Consider the following 15,341-nt stretch of genomic DNA (forward strand, 5'->3'; position numbering starts at 1 on the left):
CAAAGCGGGCGCTTACTGCGGGTAAGGCACCCAGTCGCCGCCGCTAAGACGAACGTACGGTTTGTCCTGATACTGAATCACTATTGCGTTCGAGTTCTCGGACACTCTGGCGGTTTGCGGCAGGTTCTTCGTTAACGCATCCCAGTCCACCCGGTCGGCAACAAAGTTTTTGCCGTCTACCGAGCGGGCGACCAGCTCGGAAATCGCCAGCATGCTGCTCGGCTGGTTGATTTCGATGGCGTCGCCTTCGTGCGGGGCCTTCATGCCAACGAATTTCACCCCCGACGGGACATGGGTGATATCCGGGCTTGGAATGTCACGCAGCCCGGAAACCTGCATTTTATCGCCTTTCAGCGCCGCGCCATGCTCCGGCACAATCACCACCATCACTTTGCGGCCGGATTTCTCAAGCTGTGTCAGAAACGCGTCCAGTTCATCAAACAATTTCTGCGCGCGGGCCTTATAGTCGGCGGTTTTGCTGGTGCCCGGATAGTGATTACCGTCGTGCAGCGGCAGCAGGTTGAAGAAGGTTGCGCTGCGGGCGTTTGGTTCACGCTCTTCACCTTCCATCCAGCGATTCAGGACGGCGGTATCGTCGTAAACCGGTGAATTATCAAACGAGAGCAGACCGGCTGGCAGCTCAGCCTGGTTCATCAACGGAGCCTGCATACCGCCGTTTTCGCGGACTTCTTTGAGGAAATCGCCGAACACGCCGTTGTGATCCAGCATCAGGTGCTGGCTGAAGCCAAGTTTTGCCAGGTTTTCAAACAGATAGCATTGGTTTCCCGCAGGCTCGTAGAGATTCTTGTGCGACGGCTGTCCGCAGCTTGCGCGCAACAGGCGAATGGCCGCCGGACCGCTGTAGGACGTCGCCGAGTTGAAGTTTTTAAACAGAATATCAAAGTGTTTCCACAGCGGATGCGACTCTAACCCGGCCGCGTCGATATCAGCCCAGGAGAGCGAACAGATGTTGATAACCAGCAGTTCGAAAGGCTGAGCGCCGGCGGGAAGCGCCGTCGGGAATTGGGTTGCACGTTTCGCTTCGCTTGCGTAGAAGCTATTCAACCAGGCGGTCAGATTTTGCGTGGTTGGCGGAGCGGTCTGCGCGGGAATATCACCCGGCACAGGCGCGACCGCGTTTCCTGTTTCTGTTTCAGTTGCCGTGGCGCCCGCCGTTGCGGCCGCAGGGGCCTGGCTTTGCGCCGGAAACAGCGAAATAGCCGGACCCGCGATAGTCAGTACGTTGAGCCAGACGAGCGCCCCCACAACAAACACCGTGACGCGCACCCATTGCGAGACAAACAGCCAGACGACCAGCAGCACAAAGGCGGCGCCCACCATCTCCCAGTTAATAAAGCGGGTCACTAAATCGATAATATAATCCAGGCTAAAGCCCGCAAGCTGCGAGCCCTGGCTTACGATGCTTTCCGGGCCGGGCAGCCAGGTATCGTGCCAGAACAGACCAATCCCTACGGGGAGCGCAATCCAGTTGCGCAGGCGATGCAGCTTTAAGCCTGGGAGCGGGAACAGCAAAAATGCGATAAAGACCAGGTTCGCCAGCGGATGAAAGTTGAGGTAACCCGTCCAGAGCAGGCCGAACTTCAGTAAAAAGTAGTAATTCCAGCCACCGAGGCCGCGCCAGTTTTGCCAGAAAGGGGCGTTTAACGATCCCGCCTTCGCTTGATTAGTCATGTGGATGGTCTGCCTTGACGGAAGGCCGGCGCAGCGTACCGGCCGGTTTAACGTAACGTGGTTTTAAAAATAAAAGACGAATCAGCGCCGTCAGACGCGGTAGCCAGCGATGCGCGAAATATCCCAGCGGGATAAAAACGATCGCGCATAACAGCACCAGTTGCATGATGTCGGTTATGTTCATCATTATTGCGCCCGCTCCCCTTTTGACGCCTTGAGAAGCGTGACCGGCACGGGCACCCGGCGCACTATTTCCCCGCCGCGTTTAACATTGCGCGCCTCGCTAATCTCAACGGAAACGGCGAGAGGTTTGACCCATTTTTCCGGGTTCATCGCCTGCATCTGCACAATTTCAGCGGCAATCTGGCTGTCTTCGTACCACACCATGCGGTTGGAGAAAATATCCCCCACCGGCAAGGGGAATATGTGTCTGAGCGCGGTGTCCAGATCGTTGATACGACAAAACGATAAAAACAGCACGACGCGATTATCACTGAGGGTGACGATATCGCCCAGGCGGTTGGTGTGGCAAAGCGTGAGCGCCTGTTCGGAGCGATAACCCGGCACAGGGCGTAGGGCAACCATCACCCCTTTTCCATCCTGCGGCAGCAAAGCGTTGTCCATCAAAGAGGAGATCGCGCGGCAGAACACGTCCCAGGGCTGGTAGCCGCGAAGTTTCAACGGCTGCATTTGATCGATAAGGATATTGATGTCTTCCGGTACATGGCGGCTGAACTGCGTGCCCTGCACGCTTTCGATCATCATCAGGCTGCGGGAAAGCGGCGCGTTCCAGGGGATGACTAGCGTTGCGCCGCAGCCCAGCAGCAGGCGTTCATCCGTCGTGCGCAGGCTGGCGGTATTTTCGCGCACGATGATTTTCAGCGCGCTGCCGCGCTGGCGACGAAGGGCGTGGATTTGACGCGCAAGGCTGTCTATCTGGTTATTTTGCGAAAGCAAAAAGATAACGGTCGCTACCTGAGCGGTTCGGGCTGCCTGGAAAAGGGCTTCGTTTGTGTCGAACGTTTGCCAGTATTCCGAGAACGGCGGCGCGCCTTCAAGAACGGCAATATGGCTTAAGATTTGTTTTTCGTCGCTGCGCGGCTGTACCACGGTTTCGGTGGTTTCAACCCGTTGCCAGCCATTGTTGGTCCAGCGTACATCCAGTTGTTGCCGGGCGCTGACGCCTTTTTCGCTGCACCAGAATGCGATGTCGTAATGGTGAACATCGCCCTGATAGCGCAGACTCGCCAGGCCATTGAGTATCCGATGTTCGCTGACTAATAAAGATCGTTGTTTATCGCTATTATTTCCGACATTAAGGAACAGGAACGTACATTTATACCGCTGTGTCCATTTACTGATATTTAACAGCCATTTGCATAATTCTTCAGCAGATATATTTTCCCAGACGTTGTCTGCGCCCAGTAGTATAAAGAAATAGTTTTCAGGGTTAATGTTACACATTAAATCACGGCGTAAAAAGTTTAGACTATTTTGCGAGTTTGGCATGTTAAATAAGTTAACTTTTTTCGGGCCGTGATCGCCATCCAGTTTGACAATATCTTTCGCCTGCGCGCCCATAGTAATAATCGCCGTTTTGGCGTGGCTATTTTGTGACACAATTGTTTGATTTAAAAGAGTAATTGCATCTTCCCGGCGATCAATATTCAGCCACCAGACACCACCGGCAGGCATGTGTCGCAATTCATCCCACAGTGAACGGATGCCGACTGAAAATATAGGCTCCATGGCGTCCCCTTGAGCATAAATTAGTATGTATGTCAGTTTACTAGCGAAAGCCTGGAAATAAACCTAACATTGAAAATAAATAGCATCAGTTTTAGCATTGTAAATCAATTTTCGTTTTCCGAACATTTGCCATTATCCTTCTTAAGGATAGCGGTTAAGGAATGTGAGCCATAATGCATAAAAAAGAAGCTGGAGATGTTCAGGAAAAGACCCTTGTCTATGCTTTCCAGAATGATTTTTTAGCGCTCAGTAAAGCATTTTCACTGCCCGAAATAGATTACGCAGATATTTCACAGCGCGAGCAGTTGGCCGTGGCGATTAAACGCTGGCCCTTACTGGCGGAACTCACGTAACAATAGGGAGTGCCTGATGGCGATCATTGGGTTACAAGGGTTGCGTGGCGGCGTGGGAACCACCTCGATCACCGCAGCGCTTGGGTGGTCCTTGCAACAGACAGGAGAGTCGGTTCTGGTGGTGGATGCTTCACCGGATAATTTACTGCGCCTGCATTTCAACATCGATTTTGCTCATTCCGGCGGCTGGGCACGGGCGCTGCTGGATAAAAGCAACTGGCACGATAAAGCATGGAGCTACGCCTCCCACCTCGATATTCTGCCTTTCGGGCAATTAACCCCCGGCGAACGTGAAAATTTCTCCTCGCTTGAAAAAGCGCTCGGTTATTTCAGCCACTCGCTCGATGAACTCAAAACAAGCGGGCGCTATCAATGGATTCTGGTGGATTTACCCTATGGCCACGACCCGCTGACGCGTCAATTATTAAGCCAGATCGATAATGTGCTGACCGTGGTTAAGCCCGACACTAACTGCCACACGCGTCTGCACCAGCAAACGCTGCCGCAATCGTCGCAGATTCTGGTCAACTATCTGCTGGTGGCAAGCCAGCTACAGGATGATATTTATCAGGTCTGGCTGCAAACCCAGCGCAGCATGATCCCTGTCGTCATTCATCGTGATGAAGCGATGGCCGAGTCCGCCGCATTGAAACAGCCGCTCGGTGAAGCCCGCCCGGGTTCCCTTGCGGCGCAAGAGCTGATGACCCTCGCTAGCTGGTGTTTGCTGAATTTTTCTCAGGCAAAGCAAACCGGCGCAAAAAACGCAGGGACTGAAGAATGACGACGCTTGCAAACTGGCTGTTGCTGCCCGCTGCCAGCCAGCGTCTTAGCGTGCGTTATCGCACTTATCGTCGTAACGGCTCGCCGCCTTTTAGCGCCGCGCTCGGCTGTCTCTGGTTCATTTTGGCGTGGGCGCTGTTACCGCTGGAAAACACACGCTGGACGCGCATTCGTACCCGCCATGCCCAGCTTTATCCGCATATTAATCCGCTTCGTCCTCGCCCGCTGGATGCCGTGCGTTACGCGCTCCAGAGCCTCTGGCTGCTTATCTGCGCGCCGGAAACGCAAAGACAGGGGCCGCGCTTTAAATCTTTGAACAGAATGCGGGACTTGCGAATGAGCTGGCACGGCTGGCTTGATAGCCTGCCCGAACGCTTAAGCCGGCAAACCAGCCATCTGAGGAGCGAAAAAGAGTTGGGCCATCTCAATCGTGGCCTGCGCAAAATTATTCTCGGCGTGATTGTGGCGTTTTCCACGATTCTGGCGCTGTTGTGCATTACCCAGCCGTTTAACCCGCTGGCGCAGTTTATTTTCGTGATTTTGCTGTGGGGTGTTGCTCTGCTGGTGCGGCGTCTGCCGGGCCGCTTCGCCGCGCTGATGATGATCGTGCTGTCGCTTACCGTTTCCTGTCGCTATATCTGGTGGCGCTATACCTCCACGCTGAACTGGAACGATCCGGTGAGCCTGGTGTGCGGCCTCGTCCTGCTGTTCGCGGAAACTTACGCCTGGCTGGTGCTGGTGCTGGGTTACTTCCAGGTCGTCTGGCCGCTTAACCGCCAGCCGGTGCCGATGCCTGAAGACACCAAAACCTGGCCGGTAGTCGATATCTTTGTTCCAACGTACAACGAAGATTTGAGCGTGGTAAAAAGCACGATTTACGCCTCGCTGGGCATCGACTGGCCGAAGAATAAGCTCAATATCTGGATTCTGGACGACGGCGGGCGCGAAGAGTTTCGTCAGTTCGCAGACCAGGTTGAGGTGAAGTACGTTGCCCGAACCACGCACGAACACGCCAAAGCCGGGAACATCAACAACGCGCTAAAGTACGCCACCGGCGAGTTTGTGGCGATTTTTGACTGTGACCATGTGCCGACGCGCTCGTTCCTGCAGTTAACGATGGGCTGGTTCTTTAAAGAGAAACAGCTTGCGATGATGCAAACGCCCCATCACTTTTTCTCGCCCGATCCGTTTGAGCGCAACCTTGGACGCTTCCGTAAAACGCCTAACGAAGGCACGCTGTTCTACGGTCTGGTTCAGGACGGGAACGACATGTGGGATGCGACTTTCTTCTGTGGCTCCTGTGCGGTAATTCGCCGTGAACCGTTGGATGCGATTGGCGGTATCGCCGTTGAGACGGTGACCGAAGATGCGCACACGTCTTTGCGTTTGCACCGTCGCGGCTGGACGTCGGCTTATTTGCGTATTCCGCAGGCGGCTGGGCTTGCGACAGAAAGTTTGTCCGCGCATATCGGGCAGCGTATTCGCTGGGCGCGAGGCATGACGCAAATTTTCCGTCTGGATAATCCGCTGCTAGGCAAAGGGCTGAAGTTCGCGCAGCGCCTGTGTTATGCCAACGCCATGTTCCACTTTCTGTCCGGTATTCCGCGCCTTGTCTTCCTGACGGCTCCGCTGGCGTTTCTGCTGCTGCATGCCTATATCATTTATGCTCCGGCGTTGATGATCGCGCTATTTGTACTGCCGCATATGATTCACGCAAGCCTGACCAACTCAAAAATTCAGGGCAAATATCGTCACTCTTTCTGGAGTGAAATCTACGAAACGGTACTGGCCTGGTATATTGCGCAGCCAACGCTTATGGCGTTGCTTAACCCGCATAAAGGCAAGTTTAACGTTACGGCCAAAGGCGGCCTGGTCGAGAATGAATATGTCGACTGGGTGATCACCAAACCTTACCTGTGGCTGGTCGTGCTCAATCTGTTGGGCGTGCTGTTTGGCGTCTGGCGTTTCTTTAACGGCCCGGAAAACGAAGTGCTCACGGTGGTAGTGAGCGTGGTGTGGGTATTCTACAACCTGATTATTCTTGGCGGAGCGGTGGCCGTTTCCGTGGAAAGCAAACAGGTCAGACGCGCGCACCGCGTTGAGATTGCCATGCCCGCGGCCATTGCCCGTGAAGACGGGCATCTGTTCCCCTGTACCGTGCGCGACTATTCCGACGGCGGGGTGGGTATCAAAATTCATGGCCCGGCCAATATTCTGGAAGGGCGAAAAGTGAGCCTGCTGCTTAAACGAGGCCAGCAGGAATACGCCTTTCCGGCGCAGGTGATACGCGTTTTGGATGATGAGGTAGGGTTACAGCTTGCCAGCATGACTACCCGTCAACACATTGATTTTATTCAATGTACATTTGCCCGGGCCGATACCTGGGCGCTCTGGCAGGATAGTTTCCCGGAGGACAAGCCGCTGGAAAGCCTGCTGGATATCCTCAAGCTCGGTTTCCGGGGCTACCGGCATCTGGCGGAGTTTGCTCCGCCGTCACTGAAATTTATTTTCCACGCCGTCACGATGCTGGTGGACTGGATTGTGTCATTTATTCCGCGCGGTCCGGAAAAAGAACCGGCAGAGCAGCGGACCGTGTCCGAATTGGCCCAACAATGATGAATTTGCGATGAAAAGAAAAATATCCTGGTTTTGCGCAGCGGCGCTGGGTCTGAATGCCCTGCCAATGATGATGACAAATGCGAATGCCGCCGATGCGGTCACGCCCGCCGATCCCGTTGTGAATGCGGCGCCTGAGTCGCCGGCCGTCGTTAGTACGAATGCGCCTGCCGTTGAGGACAACGTTCCTTCCAGAGACGTAAAGCTCAACTTCGCCCAAATCGCGCCGCCTCCGGGAAACATGGTGCTGCGCGGCGTGAACCCGACCGGCTCGGTTGAGTTCGGCATGCGCAGCGATGAAGTCGTCTCCAGAGCAATGCTGAATCTGGAATACACCCCGTCGCCTGCGCTGTTGCCGGTGCAGTCACAGCTCAAAGTTTATCTGAACGATGAACTGATGGGCGTATTGCCGGTGACCAAAGAGCAACTGGGCAAAAAAACCTTTGCTCAGGTGCCTGTCGACCCGCTATACATCACCGACTTTAACCGCGTGCGTCTGGAGTTTGTGGGCCATTACCGCGATATCTGCGAAAACCCGGCGAATTCAACGCTGTGGCTGGACGTTGGGCGCAGCAGTTCTCTGGCGCTGACCTACCAGCGTTTGCCGATACAAAACGATCTGTCGCATTTTCCGGTCCCGTTCTTTGATAGCCGGGACGATCGCCCGTTGGTATTGCCGATGGTCTTTGCCGGCACGCCTGATATTGAACAGCAGCGTGCCGCAGGAATTATTGCTTCCTGGTTCGGTTCCCGCACCGTGTGGCGCGGCCAGCAGTACCCCGTGCTTTACAACCAGTTGCCCGATCGTAACGGCATCGTCTTTGCAACCAATGACAAGCGTCCGGATTTCTTACGCGACCATCCGCCGGTAAAAGCGCCGACGGTGGAGATGATAAGCCATCCGGATAATCCGTATGTGAAACTGCTGGTGGTGTTTGGCCGCGACGATAAAGACCTTATCCAGGCGGCAAAAGGCATCGCGCAGGGTAACGTGCTGTTCCGCGGCAACAGCGTTACCGTTGACGAAGTGAAGCCGCTTCTTCCGCGTCAGCCTTATGATGCGCCAAACTGGGTGCGCACCGACCGTCCTGTCACCCTTGGCGAACTGAAAAGTTATGAAGAGCAACTGCAGTCCTCCGGCCTTGAGCCGTCTGCGATTAGCGTCACGCTGAACCTGCCGCCGGATCTGTATCTGATGCGCAGCAACGGTATCGAAATGGGTCTGAAGTATCGCTATACCGCACCGCCGCTCAAAGACAGTTCGCGCATGGACATCAGCCTTAATAACCAGTTCCTGCAGTCGTTTAACCTACAGCCTAATGAAGAAAACAATAAGCTTCTGCTGCGCTTGCCGGTATTGCAAGGGCTGCTGGATGGTAAAAACAATGTGGCTATTCCGGCGCTGCGGCTGGGCACGGCCAACCAATTGCGCTTTGATTTCTCGTACATGAATCCGATGCCGGGCGGTTCCATCGAAAACTGTATTACCTTCCAGCCGGTGCAAAATCACGTGGTGATTGAAGATGATTCAACGATCGACTTCTCCAGCTATTACCACTTTATTGCGATGCCGGATCTGCGAACCTTTGCCAACGCTGGCTTCCCGTTCAGCCGGATGGCGGATCTGTCGCAATCGGTCATCGTGGTGAATAAAGACCCGAAACCGGCGCAGGTTACGGCGATGCTGGGCGCGCTCGGCACCATCGGCGCGCAAACCGGCTTCCCGGCTATTAACGTCGCTATTACCGACAATGCCAACGAAATTAAGGATAAAGATGCCGATATCATGCTGATCGGCACAATCCCCGATGCGCTCAAGGACGATAAGCGCGTCGACCTGCTGGTGGACGCAGCGCAAAGCTGGGTGAAAACCCCAATGCGCCAGTCGGCTTTGCAAAGCGCGATGTCGGATAAAATTGACCGCGTGGCGGATACAAAAACGACTATCTCCTCGCAGGGGGCGATGGCCGCCATTGTCGGCTTCCAGTCCCCGTATAACGACCAGCGCAGCGTTATCGCGCTGCTTGCCGACAGCCCGCGTGGTTTTGAGTTGCTGAATAATGCAATGAACGACAGCGGCAAACGTGCGGCGATGTCGGGTTCGGTGGTCGTTATCCGTGAATCCGGCGTCAACGGCATTCGCGTCGGGGATATTTACTACGTCGGCCATCTGCCGTGGTTCGAACGTATCTGGTACGCGCTTTCCAACCATCCGATGCTGCTGGCCTTCCTGGCGGCAATCAGCGTTGTTCTGCTGGCCTGGGTGCTGTGGCGCATTCTGCGTATTCTGAGCCGTCGCCGTATCGATCCGGATGATGAGTAAGCGTTATGAAGCCGTGCCGGAACAGGCTATAAGTTGACCATGGAAGGTATCAGCAATTTATTGTTTTCATGCTCAGGGTAAGTTAATCCCGAACTGGGGCAGGTATGCACAAATACTCAATAAATATTATTAGCTTATCGCTGGGTCTCTTGCTGATGCCCTGGGCGGTCGCCGCCGTCACGCCGCAACAGCAGCTTCTTGAGCAGGTGCGCCTGGGTGAAGCCAGCAAGCGTGAGGATTTGGTGCGCCAGTCTCTTTATCGTCTGGAGTTAATGGACCCTGATAACCCGGACGTGATTGCCGCACGGATGCGTTATTTACTGCGCCTGGGCGATAACGAGGGCGCAAAGAAACAGCTCGGCCGCTTATCGCAGTTAGCTCCCTCTTCGTCGGCTTATCAGCAGTCGGTAACGACCATGACGCTTTCGACGCCGGAAGGGCGTCAGCAATTGCAACAGGCAAGGCTGCTTGCGACTACGGGCCATACCGCAGAAGCCGCCGCGGCCTATGAAAAGATCTTCAACGGCAATCCACCGGCGGGCGATCTGGCGGTGGAATACTGGACGCTGATGGCTAAAGAACCGGCCCGGCGCCGCCTGGCTATTGACAAGCTTAAAGCGCTGAATGCCGCAAACCCCGGTAATGCCGAATTGCGCAGTAATCTTGCGCGCCTGCTGTTTGCCAGCGGGCGAAGTGAGGAAGGTTTTACGGTGCTTGAACAGATGGCGAAGTCGAATAACAGCCGCCAGGACGCTGCGCAAATCTGGTATGACCAAATCAGTCATCTTCCGGTCAGCGATGCAAGCGTTGCCGCGTTGACTCGTTTCCTTGGCGTCTTCACCGAAGGTGAAACGGTGACCGCCGCTCGCGCTAAACTTGCTGAGCAGCAAAAACAGCTTTCCGATCCCGCTTTTAAAGCCCGTGCGCAGGGGCTGGCGAATGTCGAAACCGGCCGCGGAGGAAAAGCCGTTGCGCAATTACAGGAGGCGCTGGCCTCCGGGCATAACGACAGCGAGGCCGTAGGCGCATTAGGCCAGGCTTATTCACAGCAGGGAAACCGCGCCCGTGCCGTGCAGCAGCTTGAAAAGGCGATCCGCATGGATCCCAACAGCGATAACCGCAGCAAATGGGACAGCCTGCTGCAAACTAACCGCTACTGGCTGCTTATTGCGCAGGGCGACGAGCAGCTCAAAGCCAATAATCTCGCGGGCGCGCAGCTTAAATATCAGCAGGCCAGGCGCGTAGATAATACCGACAGCTACGCGGTGATCGGGCTTGGAGACGTGGCCGTTGCGCGTAAAGACGATGTCGCCGCCGAGCGCTTTTATCAGCAGGCGTTACGTATGGATCGCGGCAACAGCAACGCGGTGCGAGGGCTTGCGAATGTCTACCGCCGTCAGTCTACCGAACGGGCAACGGCGTTTATCCACAGCCTTTCCGCCAGCCAGCGGCGCAGCATAGACGATATCGAACGCAGCCTTGAGGGCGACCGTCTGGAGCAGGAAGCTGCCGCCCTTGAAAGTCAGGGGCAATGGGGGCGAGCCGCGGAAGTTCAGCGTCGGCGTTTGCAGCTCGACCCGGAAAGCGTATGGATAACATATCGTCTGGGCAAAGATTTATATGCCGCCGGCAAGCACAGCGAGGCGGACGTGTTAATGCGCGGGCTTGCAAAACGCCGCCCCGCAGATCCGGAGCAGGTTTACGCCAACGGGCTGTATCTGTCGGGGAATAATCAGGCTGACGCGGCGCTGGCCCATTTAAATACGCTGCCGCGCGGCCAGTGGAACGACAATATCAACGAGCTGGCCGAGCGCCTGCAAAACAATCGCGTGCTGGAAACGGCTAACCGCCTGCGTGACGGCGGCAAAGAAGCCGAGGCTATTGCGCTCCTTAAACAGCAGCCTCGGTCCGATCGTATCGATCTGACGCTTGCCGACTGGGCGACGCAGCGCGACGACCACCGTGCTGCCGTGGCGCAATACCAGCAGGTTCTCCAGCGCGACCCGAAAAACGCCGACGCGCGGCTTGGGCTTGCGGAAGAGTACGTGGCGCAGGGCGATAAAACGCAGGCTCGCGAGCAGCTAACCCGCATGCAGCAGGCTCCGGCCAGCGGGCAGGCGTCGATGAATACCGAACGCCGTATCGCCAACATTCAGAGCGCCCTTGGGGATAAAAGCCAGGCTGAAAAAACCTTCTCCCGTATTATTCCCGCCGCGAAAATTCAGCCGCCATCGATGGAAAGCGCGCAGGCGCTACGCGATGCCGCTCGTTTTCAGGCTGAAAACCATCAGCCGCAGCAGGCGCTGGAAACCTATAGCGACGCGATGGTTTCTTCTGGCGTGGCGGGTAAACGGCCAGCGGATAACGACACGTTTACGCGCCTGACGCGCAACGATGCGAAAGACGACTGGCTTAAGCGCGGCGTGCGCAGCGATGCGGCCGATCTTTATCGCCAGCAGGATGTAAACGTCACGCTCGATCATGATTACTGGGGGGCGAGCGGTACGCCGGGGTATTCAGATTTACAGGCGCACACCACGATGCTTCAGGTGGATGCGCCGCTCAGCGACGGCCGGATGTGGTTCCGTACCGATATAGTGAACATGGACGCCGGGACGTTTAATAACAGCGGCGACGGCGGCTATAACGAACGCTGGGGGACCTGCGCGGAAAACGCCTGTTCCGGCAGCAATCAGCAACGGGCAAACGGTGCGAGCCTGGCCGTCGGCTGGAAGAATACAACCTGGAATGCGGATATCGGCACCACGCCGCTTGGTTTTGACGTGGTAGACGTGGTCGGCGGTGTGAGTTATAGCAACGATCTCGGCCCGCTGGGTTATACGCTGAATGCCCACCGCCGCCCGATTTCCAGCTCGATGCTTTCGTTTGCAGGCCAGCGCGATCCAAATACCAACACGGTTTGGGGCGGCGTGCGCGCCACGGGAATTGGGGTCAGCACCAGCTATGATAAAGGCGAAGCAAACGGCGTCTGGGCAAGCCTGAGCGGCGATACGCTCACCGGGAAAAACGTGGAAGATAACTGGCGAGTGCGTTTTATGACCGGTTATTACTACAAGCTGATTAACGAAAACAACCGCCGCCTGACCGTCGGCCTGACCAATATGCTCTGGCACTACGATAAAGACCTGAGCGACTATTTCCTTGGCCAGGGCGGCTATTACAGCCCGCAGCAGTACGTTTCGTTTGCAATCCCGATTATCTGGCGTCAGCGTACCGAAAACTGGTCCTGGGAGCTCGGCGGTTCAGGCTCCTGGTCGCATTCAAAATCTAACGCCGGAAAGCGCTATCCGGTTTCAGGCCTGGTGCCGGCTACGCTGGATTATCCTGACCGTAACGATACTTTCGGCGGCAGCAGCAGTAATGGATTTGGTTACACCGCCCGTGCGCTGGTTGAACGCCGCCTTGATTCCCACTGGTCGATTGGCGCCGGAATAGATATTCAGGAGGCGAAAGATTATACGCCAAGCCACGCGCTGATATTCGTGCGCTACTCGCAGGCGGGCTGGCAGGGAGATATGAATATGCCTCCGCAGCCTCTTGTGCCGTACGCTGATTTCTAAACGTCTGCGGGAGAGAGGCGGAATAAGGGTTTTTAGCGCTAAAGCAGGAAACAGATTTTCCTTATTCTCCCCGCCCACTGCCTTAAACTATCAACAATGCAGTATACTCAGCCCGCATAACAGGCGGGCCAGAAACAGCGGAGAGTAAGCTTGCGAGTCAGTCGTTCCTTAACGATTAAACAAATGGCGATGGTGTCAGCCGTTGCCGTGGTGTTTATTTTCATTTTTATCGTCGTGCAGCTTTTTCACTTTGTGCAGCAAAGCCGCTATGACACCGCAAGCCAGATGGAAAAAATTGCCCATTCGGTGCGTCTGCCCCTGTCCGAAGCCGTCTTAAAAGCCGATATTCCTCAAGCGGAAGCTATTCTCTCGCAAATTCAACCTTCCGGCATCATCAGCCGGGCGGATGTCGTACTGCCTAACCAGTTCCAGGCCCTGCGTAAAAGCTTTGCGCCGGAGCGCCCGATTCCGGTCTGGATCGCGCGCCTGTTTGAGCTGCCGGTGCAAATTTCCCTGCCGCTGTATTCGTTAGAACGCCCGGCGAACCCGCAGCCGCTGGCTTATCTGGTGCTGCAGGCGGATTCCTGGCGGATGTACAAATTTATTATCAGCACCATTTCCACGCTGCTGACCACTTATCTGCTGCTGGCGCTGATTTTATCCGTGGCAATAAGCTGGTCGATTAACCGTTTAATTATCCATCCGCTGCGTAGAATCGCTCGCGAGCTGGATGATCTTAGCCCGCAGGACGCGGCAGGCCATCAGCTTAAGCTGCCGCCGCTGCATCACGATGATGAAATCGGCATGATGGTGCGCAGCTACAACCGTAATCAGCAGATGGCGCTGCGTCTGCACCAGGACATGTGCGCGATGAGCACCCGTCACGCGGTGACGGATCTGCCAAACAAAGCCCTGCTGCTGGCGCTGCTTGAACAAGTGGTGGTGAATGAGAAAAACAGCGCGCTGATGATAGTTGCCAGCGAAACGCTCAACGACACCGCCGGCGTGCTCAACGAAGAGCAACGCGAAACGCTGCTGTTGACTATGGTAGGCAAAATCAAAAGCGTGCTGCCGCCGCGAATGGTGCTGGCGCAGCTTAGCGGCAACGACTTCGGGATTATCGCCCACGGCACAAAAGATTCCTGGCAGGCTATGGCGCTGGCTCAGCAGATTATGGCGGCGCTTAATGAAAAATTGCCGATTAACGGGTTACAGCTTAAGCCGACCGCGAGCATTGGTATCGCGATGTATCACGGCGGGCTAACGGCAGAACAGCTTTATCGTCGCGCGGTTTCCGCTGCGTTTTCCGCACGTCGTCACGGCAAAAATCAGATTCATTTCTTTGATCCGGAACAAATGGAAAACGCGCAACGTCGCCTGACGGAAGAACACGACATCCTGCATGCGCTTGAACAGCAGCAGTTGGCTATCTGGCTGCAGCCGCAGGTGAATATGCGCAACGGCGAAACGGTGAGCGCGGAAGTGCTGTTGCGTATGCAGCAGCCCGACGGCTCCTGGGCTTTGCCGGACGGGTTGATTGAGCGTATCGAAGCCTGCGGGCTGATGATAACGATTGGCACCTGGATCCTCGAAGAATCCTGCCGCACGCTTTCCGCGTGGCAAAAGCGGGGAATCGCCATGCCGCTCTCAGTTAATCTTTCGGCGCTGCAACTGCTGCATGAGGCGATGGTGCCTTCGCTGCTGGAAATGCTCACGCGCTATCGCATTCAGCCCGGCTCGCTGATTCTGGAGATTACGGAAAGCCGCCGTATCGACGATCCGGATGCGGCGGTGAAAATTCTCCGCCCGCTTCGTAAAGCGGGTGTGAGAATTGCGCTGGACGATTTTGGCATGGGCTATGCCAGCCTGCGCCATCTGCATCATATGAAGGCCTTACCGATAGACGCGCTGAAAATCGACAAAAGTTTTGTTGATGGCCTGCCGGAAGACGGTGCGATGGTCAGCGTGATTGTCGCAATGGCTAAGACTCTGGGCCTGAAACTGGTTGCTGAAGGGGTGGAGAAAGCCGCTCAGCGCGACTGGCTGCTGGCTGAAGATGTATTGATAGCGCAAGGCTATCTTTTCTCTAAGGCGCTGACCTTAGAAGAGTTTGAAGCTCGCTATCTTTCTGCGCCGATTGAGTAGCGCCCTTGTTGCAAATGTTATTGAGCTGATGCGAGTCAACTCTGAATTTAACAATTTTGTTTACAAATTAGCGCTGTATCACGTCCCCTCTTTTTCATGGGT

Annotated in this window: 9 protein-coding genes; 6 read left to right on the top strand and 3 right to left on the bottom strand. The window is 55.5% G+C overall.

From position 1 onward, the window contains the following. Positions 1-12 precede the first annotated feature (12 nt). The 3 genes from bcsG to bcsE are packed head-to-tail and all read right to left on the bottom strand — an operon-like array spanning position 13 to position 3,441. A complete protein-coding gene (gene bcsG / locus MUA00_RS16220) occupies positions 13-1,692 on the bottom strand; it encodes a cellulose biosynthesis protein BcsG (RefSeq protein ID WP_271124061.1) in 1,680 nt (559 codons plus the stop codon). Continuing rightward, positions 1,685-1,876, bottom strand: a complete 192-nt coding sequence (gene bcsF / locus MUA00_RS16225) for a cellulose biosynthesis protein BcsF (protein WP_271124254.1) — start codon at positions 1,874-1,876, stop codon at positions 1,685-1,687. The genes bcsG and bcsF overlap by 8 nt, the downstream gene beginning before the upstream one ends. A gap of 2 nt (positions 1,877-1,878) precedes the next feature. After that, positions 1,879-3,441: a cellulose biosynthesis protein BcsE gene (gene bcsE / locus MUA00_RS16230; RefSeq protein WP_271124062.1), complete on the bottom strand. Its 1,563-nt coding sequence runs from the start codon at positions 3,439-3,441 to the stop codon at positions 1,879-1,881. A 173-nt stretch (positions 3,442-3,614) separates the two neighbouring features. Between bcsE and bcsR the strand changes: the two genes are divergently transcribed. From bcsR to hmsP, 6 genes are all read left to right on the top strand, one after another. Further along, on the top strand, positions 3,615-3,794 hold the full coding sequence (gene bcsR / locus MUA00_RS16235) for a cellulose biosynthesis protein BcsR (RefSeq protein WP_271124063.1): 180 nt from the start codon (positions 3,615-3,617) through the stop codon (positions 3,792-3,794). Between the two features lie 16 nt (positions 3,795-3,810). Continuing rightward, on the top strand, positions 3,811-4,575 hold the full coding sequence (gene bcsQ, locus MUA00_RS16240) for a cellulose biosynthesis protein BcsQ (RefSeq protein ID WP_271124064.1): 765 nt from the start codon (positions 3,811-3,813) through the stop codon (positions 4,573-4,575). After that, positions 4,572-7,190 carry a UDP-forming cellulose synthase catalytic subunit gene (bcsA, locus tag MUA00_RS16245; RefSeq protein WP_271124065.1) on the top strand — a complete coding sequence of 873 codons (2,619 nt, stop codon included), beginning with the start codon at positions 4,572-4,574 and terminating at the stop codon, positions 7,188-7,190. The genes bcsQ and bcsA overlap by 4 nt, the downstream gene beginning before the upstream one ends. Before the next feature lie 10 nt (positions 7,191-7,200). Beyond that, positions 7,201-9,513, top strand: coding sequence for a cellulose biosynthesis cyclic di-GMP-binding regulatory protein BcsB (gene bcsB / locus MUA00_RS16250; RefSeq protein WP_271124066.1), 2,313 nt, complete (start codon positions 7,201-7,203; stop codon positions 9,511-9,513). A 104-nt stretch (positions 9,514-9,617) separates the two neighbouring features. Beyond that, complete coding sequence (gene bcsC / locus MUA00_RS16255; RefSeq protein ID WP_271124067.1) at positions 9,618-13,094, top strand: cellulose synthase complex outer membrane protein BcsC; 3,477 nt, start codon at positions 9,618-9,620, stop codon at positions 13,092-13,094. Between the two features lie 150 nt (positions 13,095-13,244). Continuing rightward, entirely contained in the window at positions 13,245-15,239 is a 1,995-nt protein-coding gene (hmsP, locus tag MUA00_RS16260) for a biofilm formation regulator HmsP (protein ID WP_271124068.1), read from the top strand. Positions 15,240-15,341 lie beyond the last annotated feature (102 nt).

Source organism: Dryocola boscaweniae (assembly GCF_025215095.1).
Classification (GTDB): domain Bacteria; phylum Pseudomonadota; class Gammaproteobacteria; order Enterobacterales; family Enterobacteriaceae; genus Dryocola; species Dryocola boscaweniae.

Bases quoted from the DNA above. Each gene is read 5' to 3' on its own strand.
- bcsG (WP_271124061.1), bottom strand. From the start codon at position 1,692: ATGACTAATCAAGCGAAGGCGGGATCGTTAAACGCCCCTTTCTGGCAA.
- bcsF (WP_271124254.1), bottom strand. From the start codon at position 1,876: ATGAACATAACCGACATCATGCAACTGGTGCTGTTATGCGCGATCGTT.
- bcsE (WP_271124062.1), bottom strand. From the start codon at position 3,441: ATGGAGCCTATATTTTCAGTCGGCATCCGTTCACTGTGGGATGAATTG.
- bcsR (WP_271124063.1), top strand. From the start codon at position 3,615: ATGCATAAAAAAGAAGCTGGAGATGTTCAGGAAAAGACCCTTGTCTAT.
- bcsQ (WP_271124064.1), top strand. From the start codon at position 3,811: ATGGCGATCATTGGGTTACAAGGGTTGCGTGGCGGCGTGGGAACCACC.
- bcsA (WP_271124065.1), top strand. From the start codon at position 4,572: ATGACGACGCTTGCAAACTGGCTGTTGCTGCCCGCTGCCAGCCAGCGT.
- bcsB (WP_271124066.1), top strand. From the start codon at position 7,201: ATGAAAAGAAAAATATCCTGGTTTTGCGCAGCGGCGCTGGGTCTGAAT.
- bcsC (WP_271124067.1), top strand. From the start codon at position 9,618: ATGCACAAATACTCAATAAATATTATTAGCTTATCGCTGGGTCTCTTG.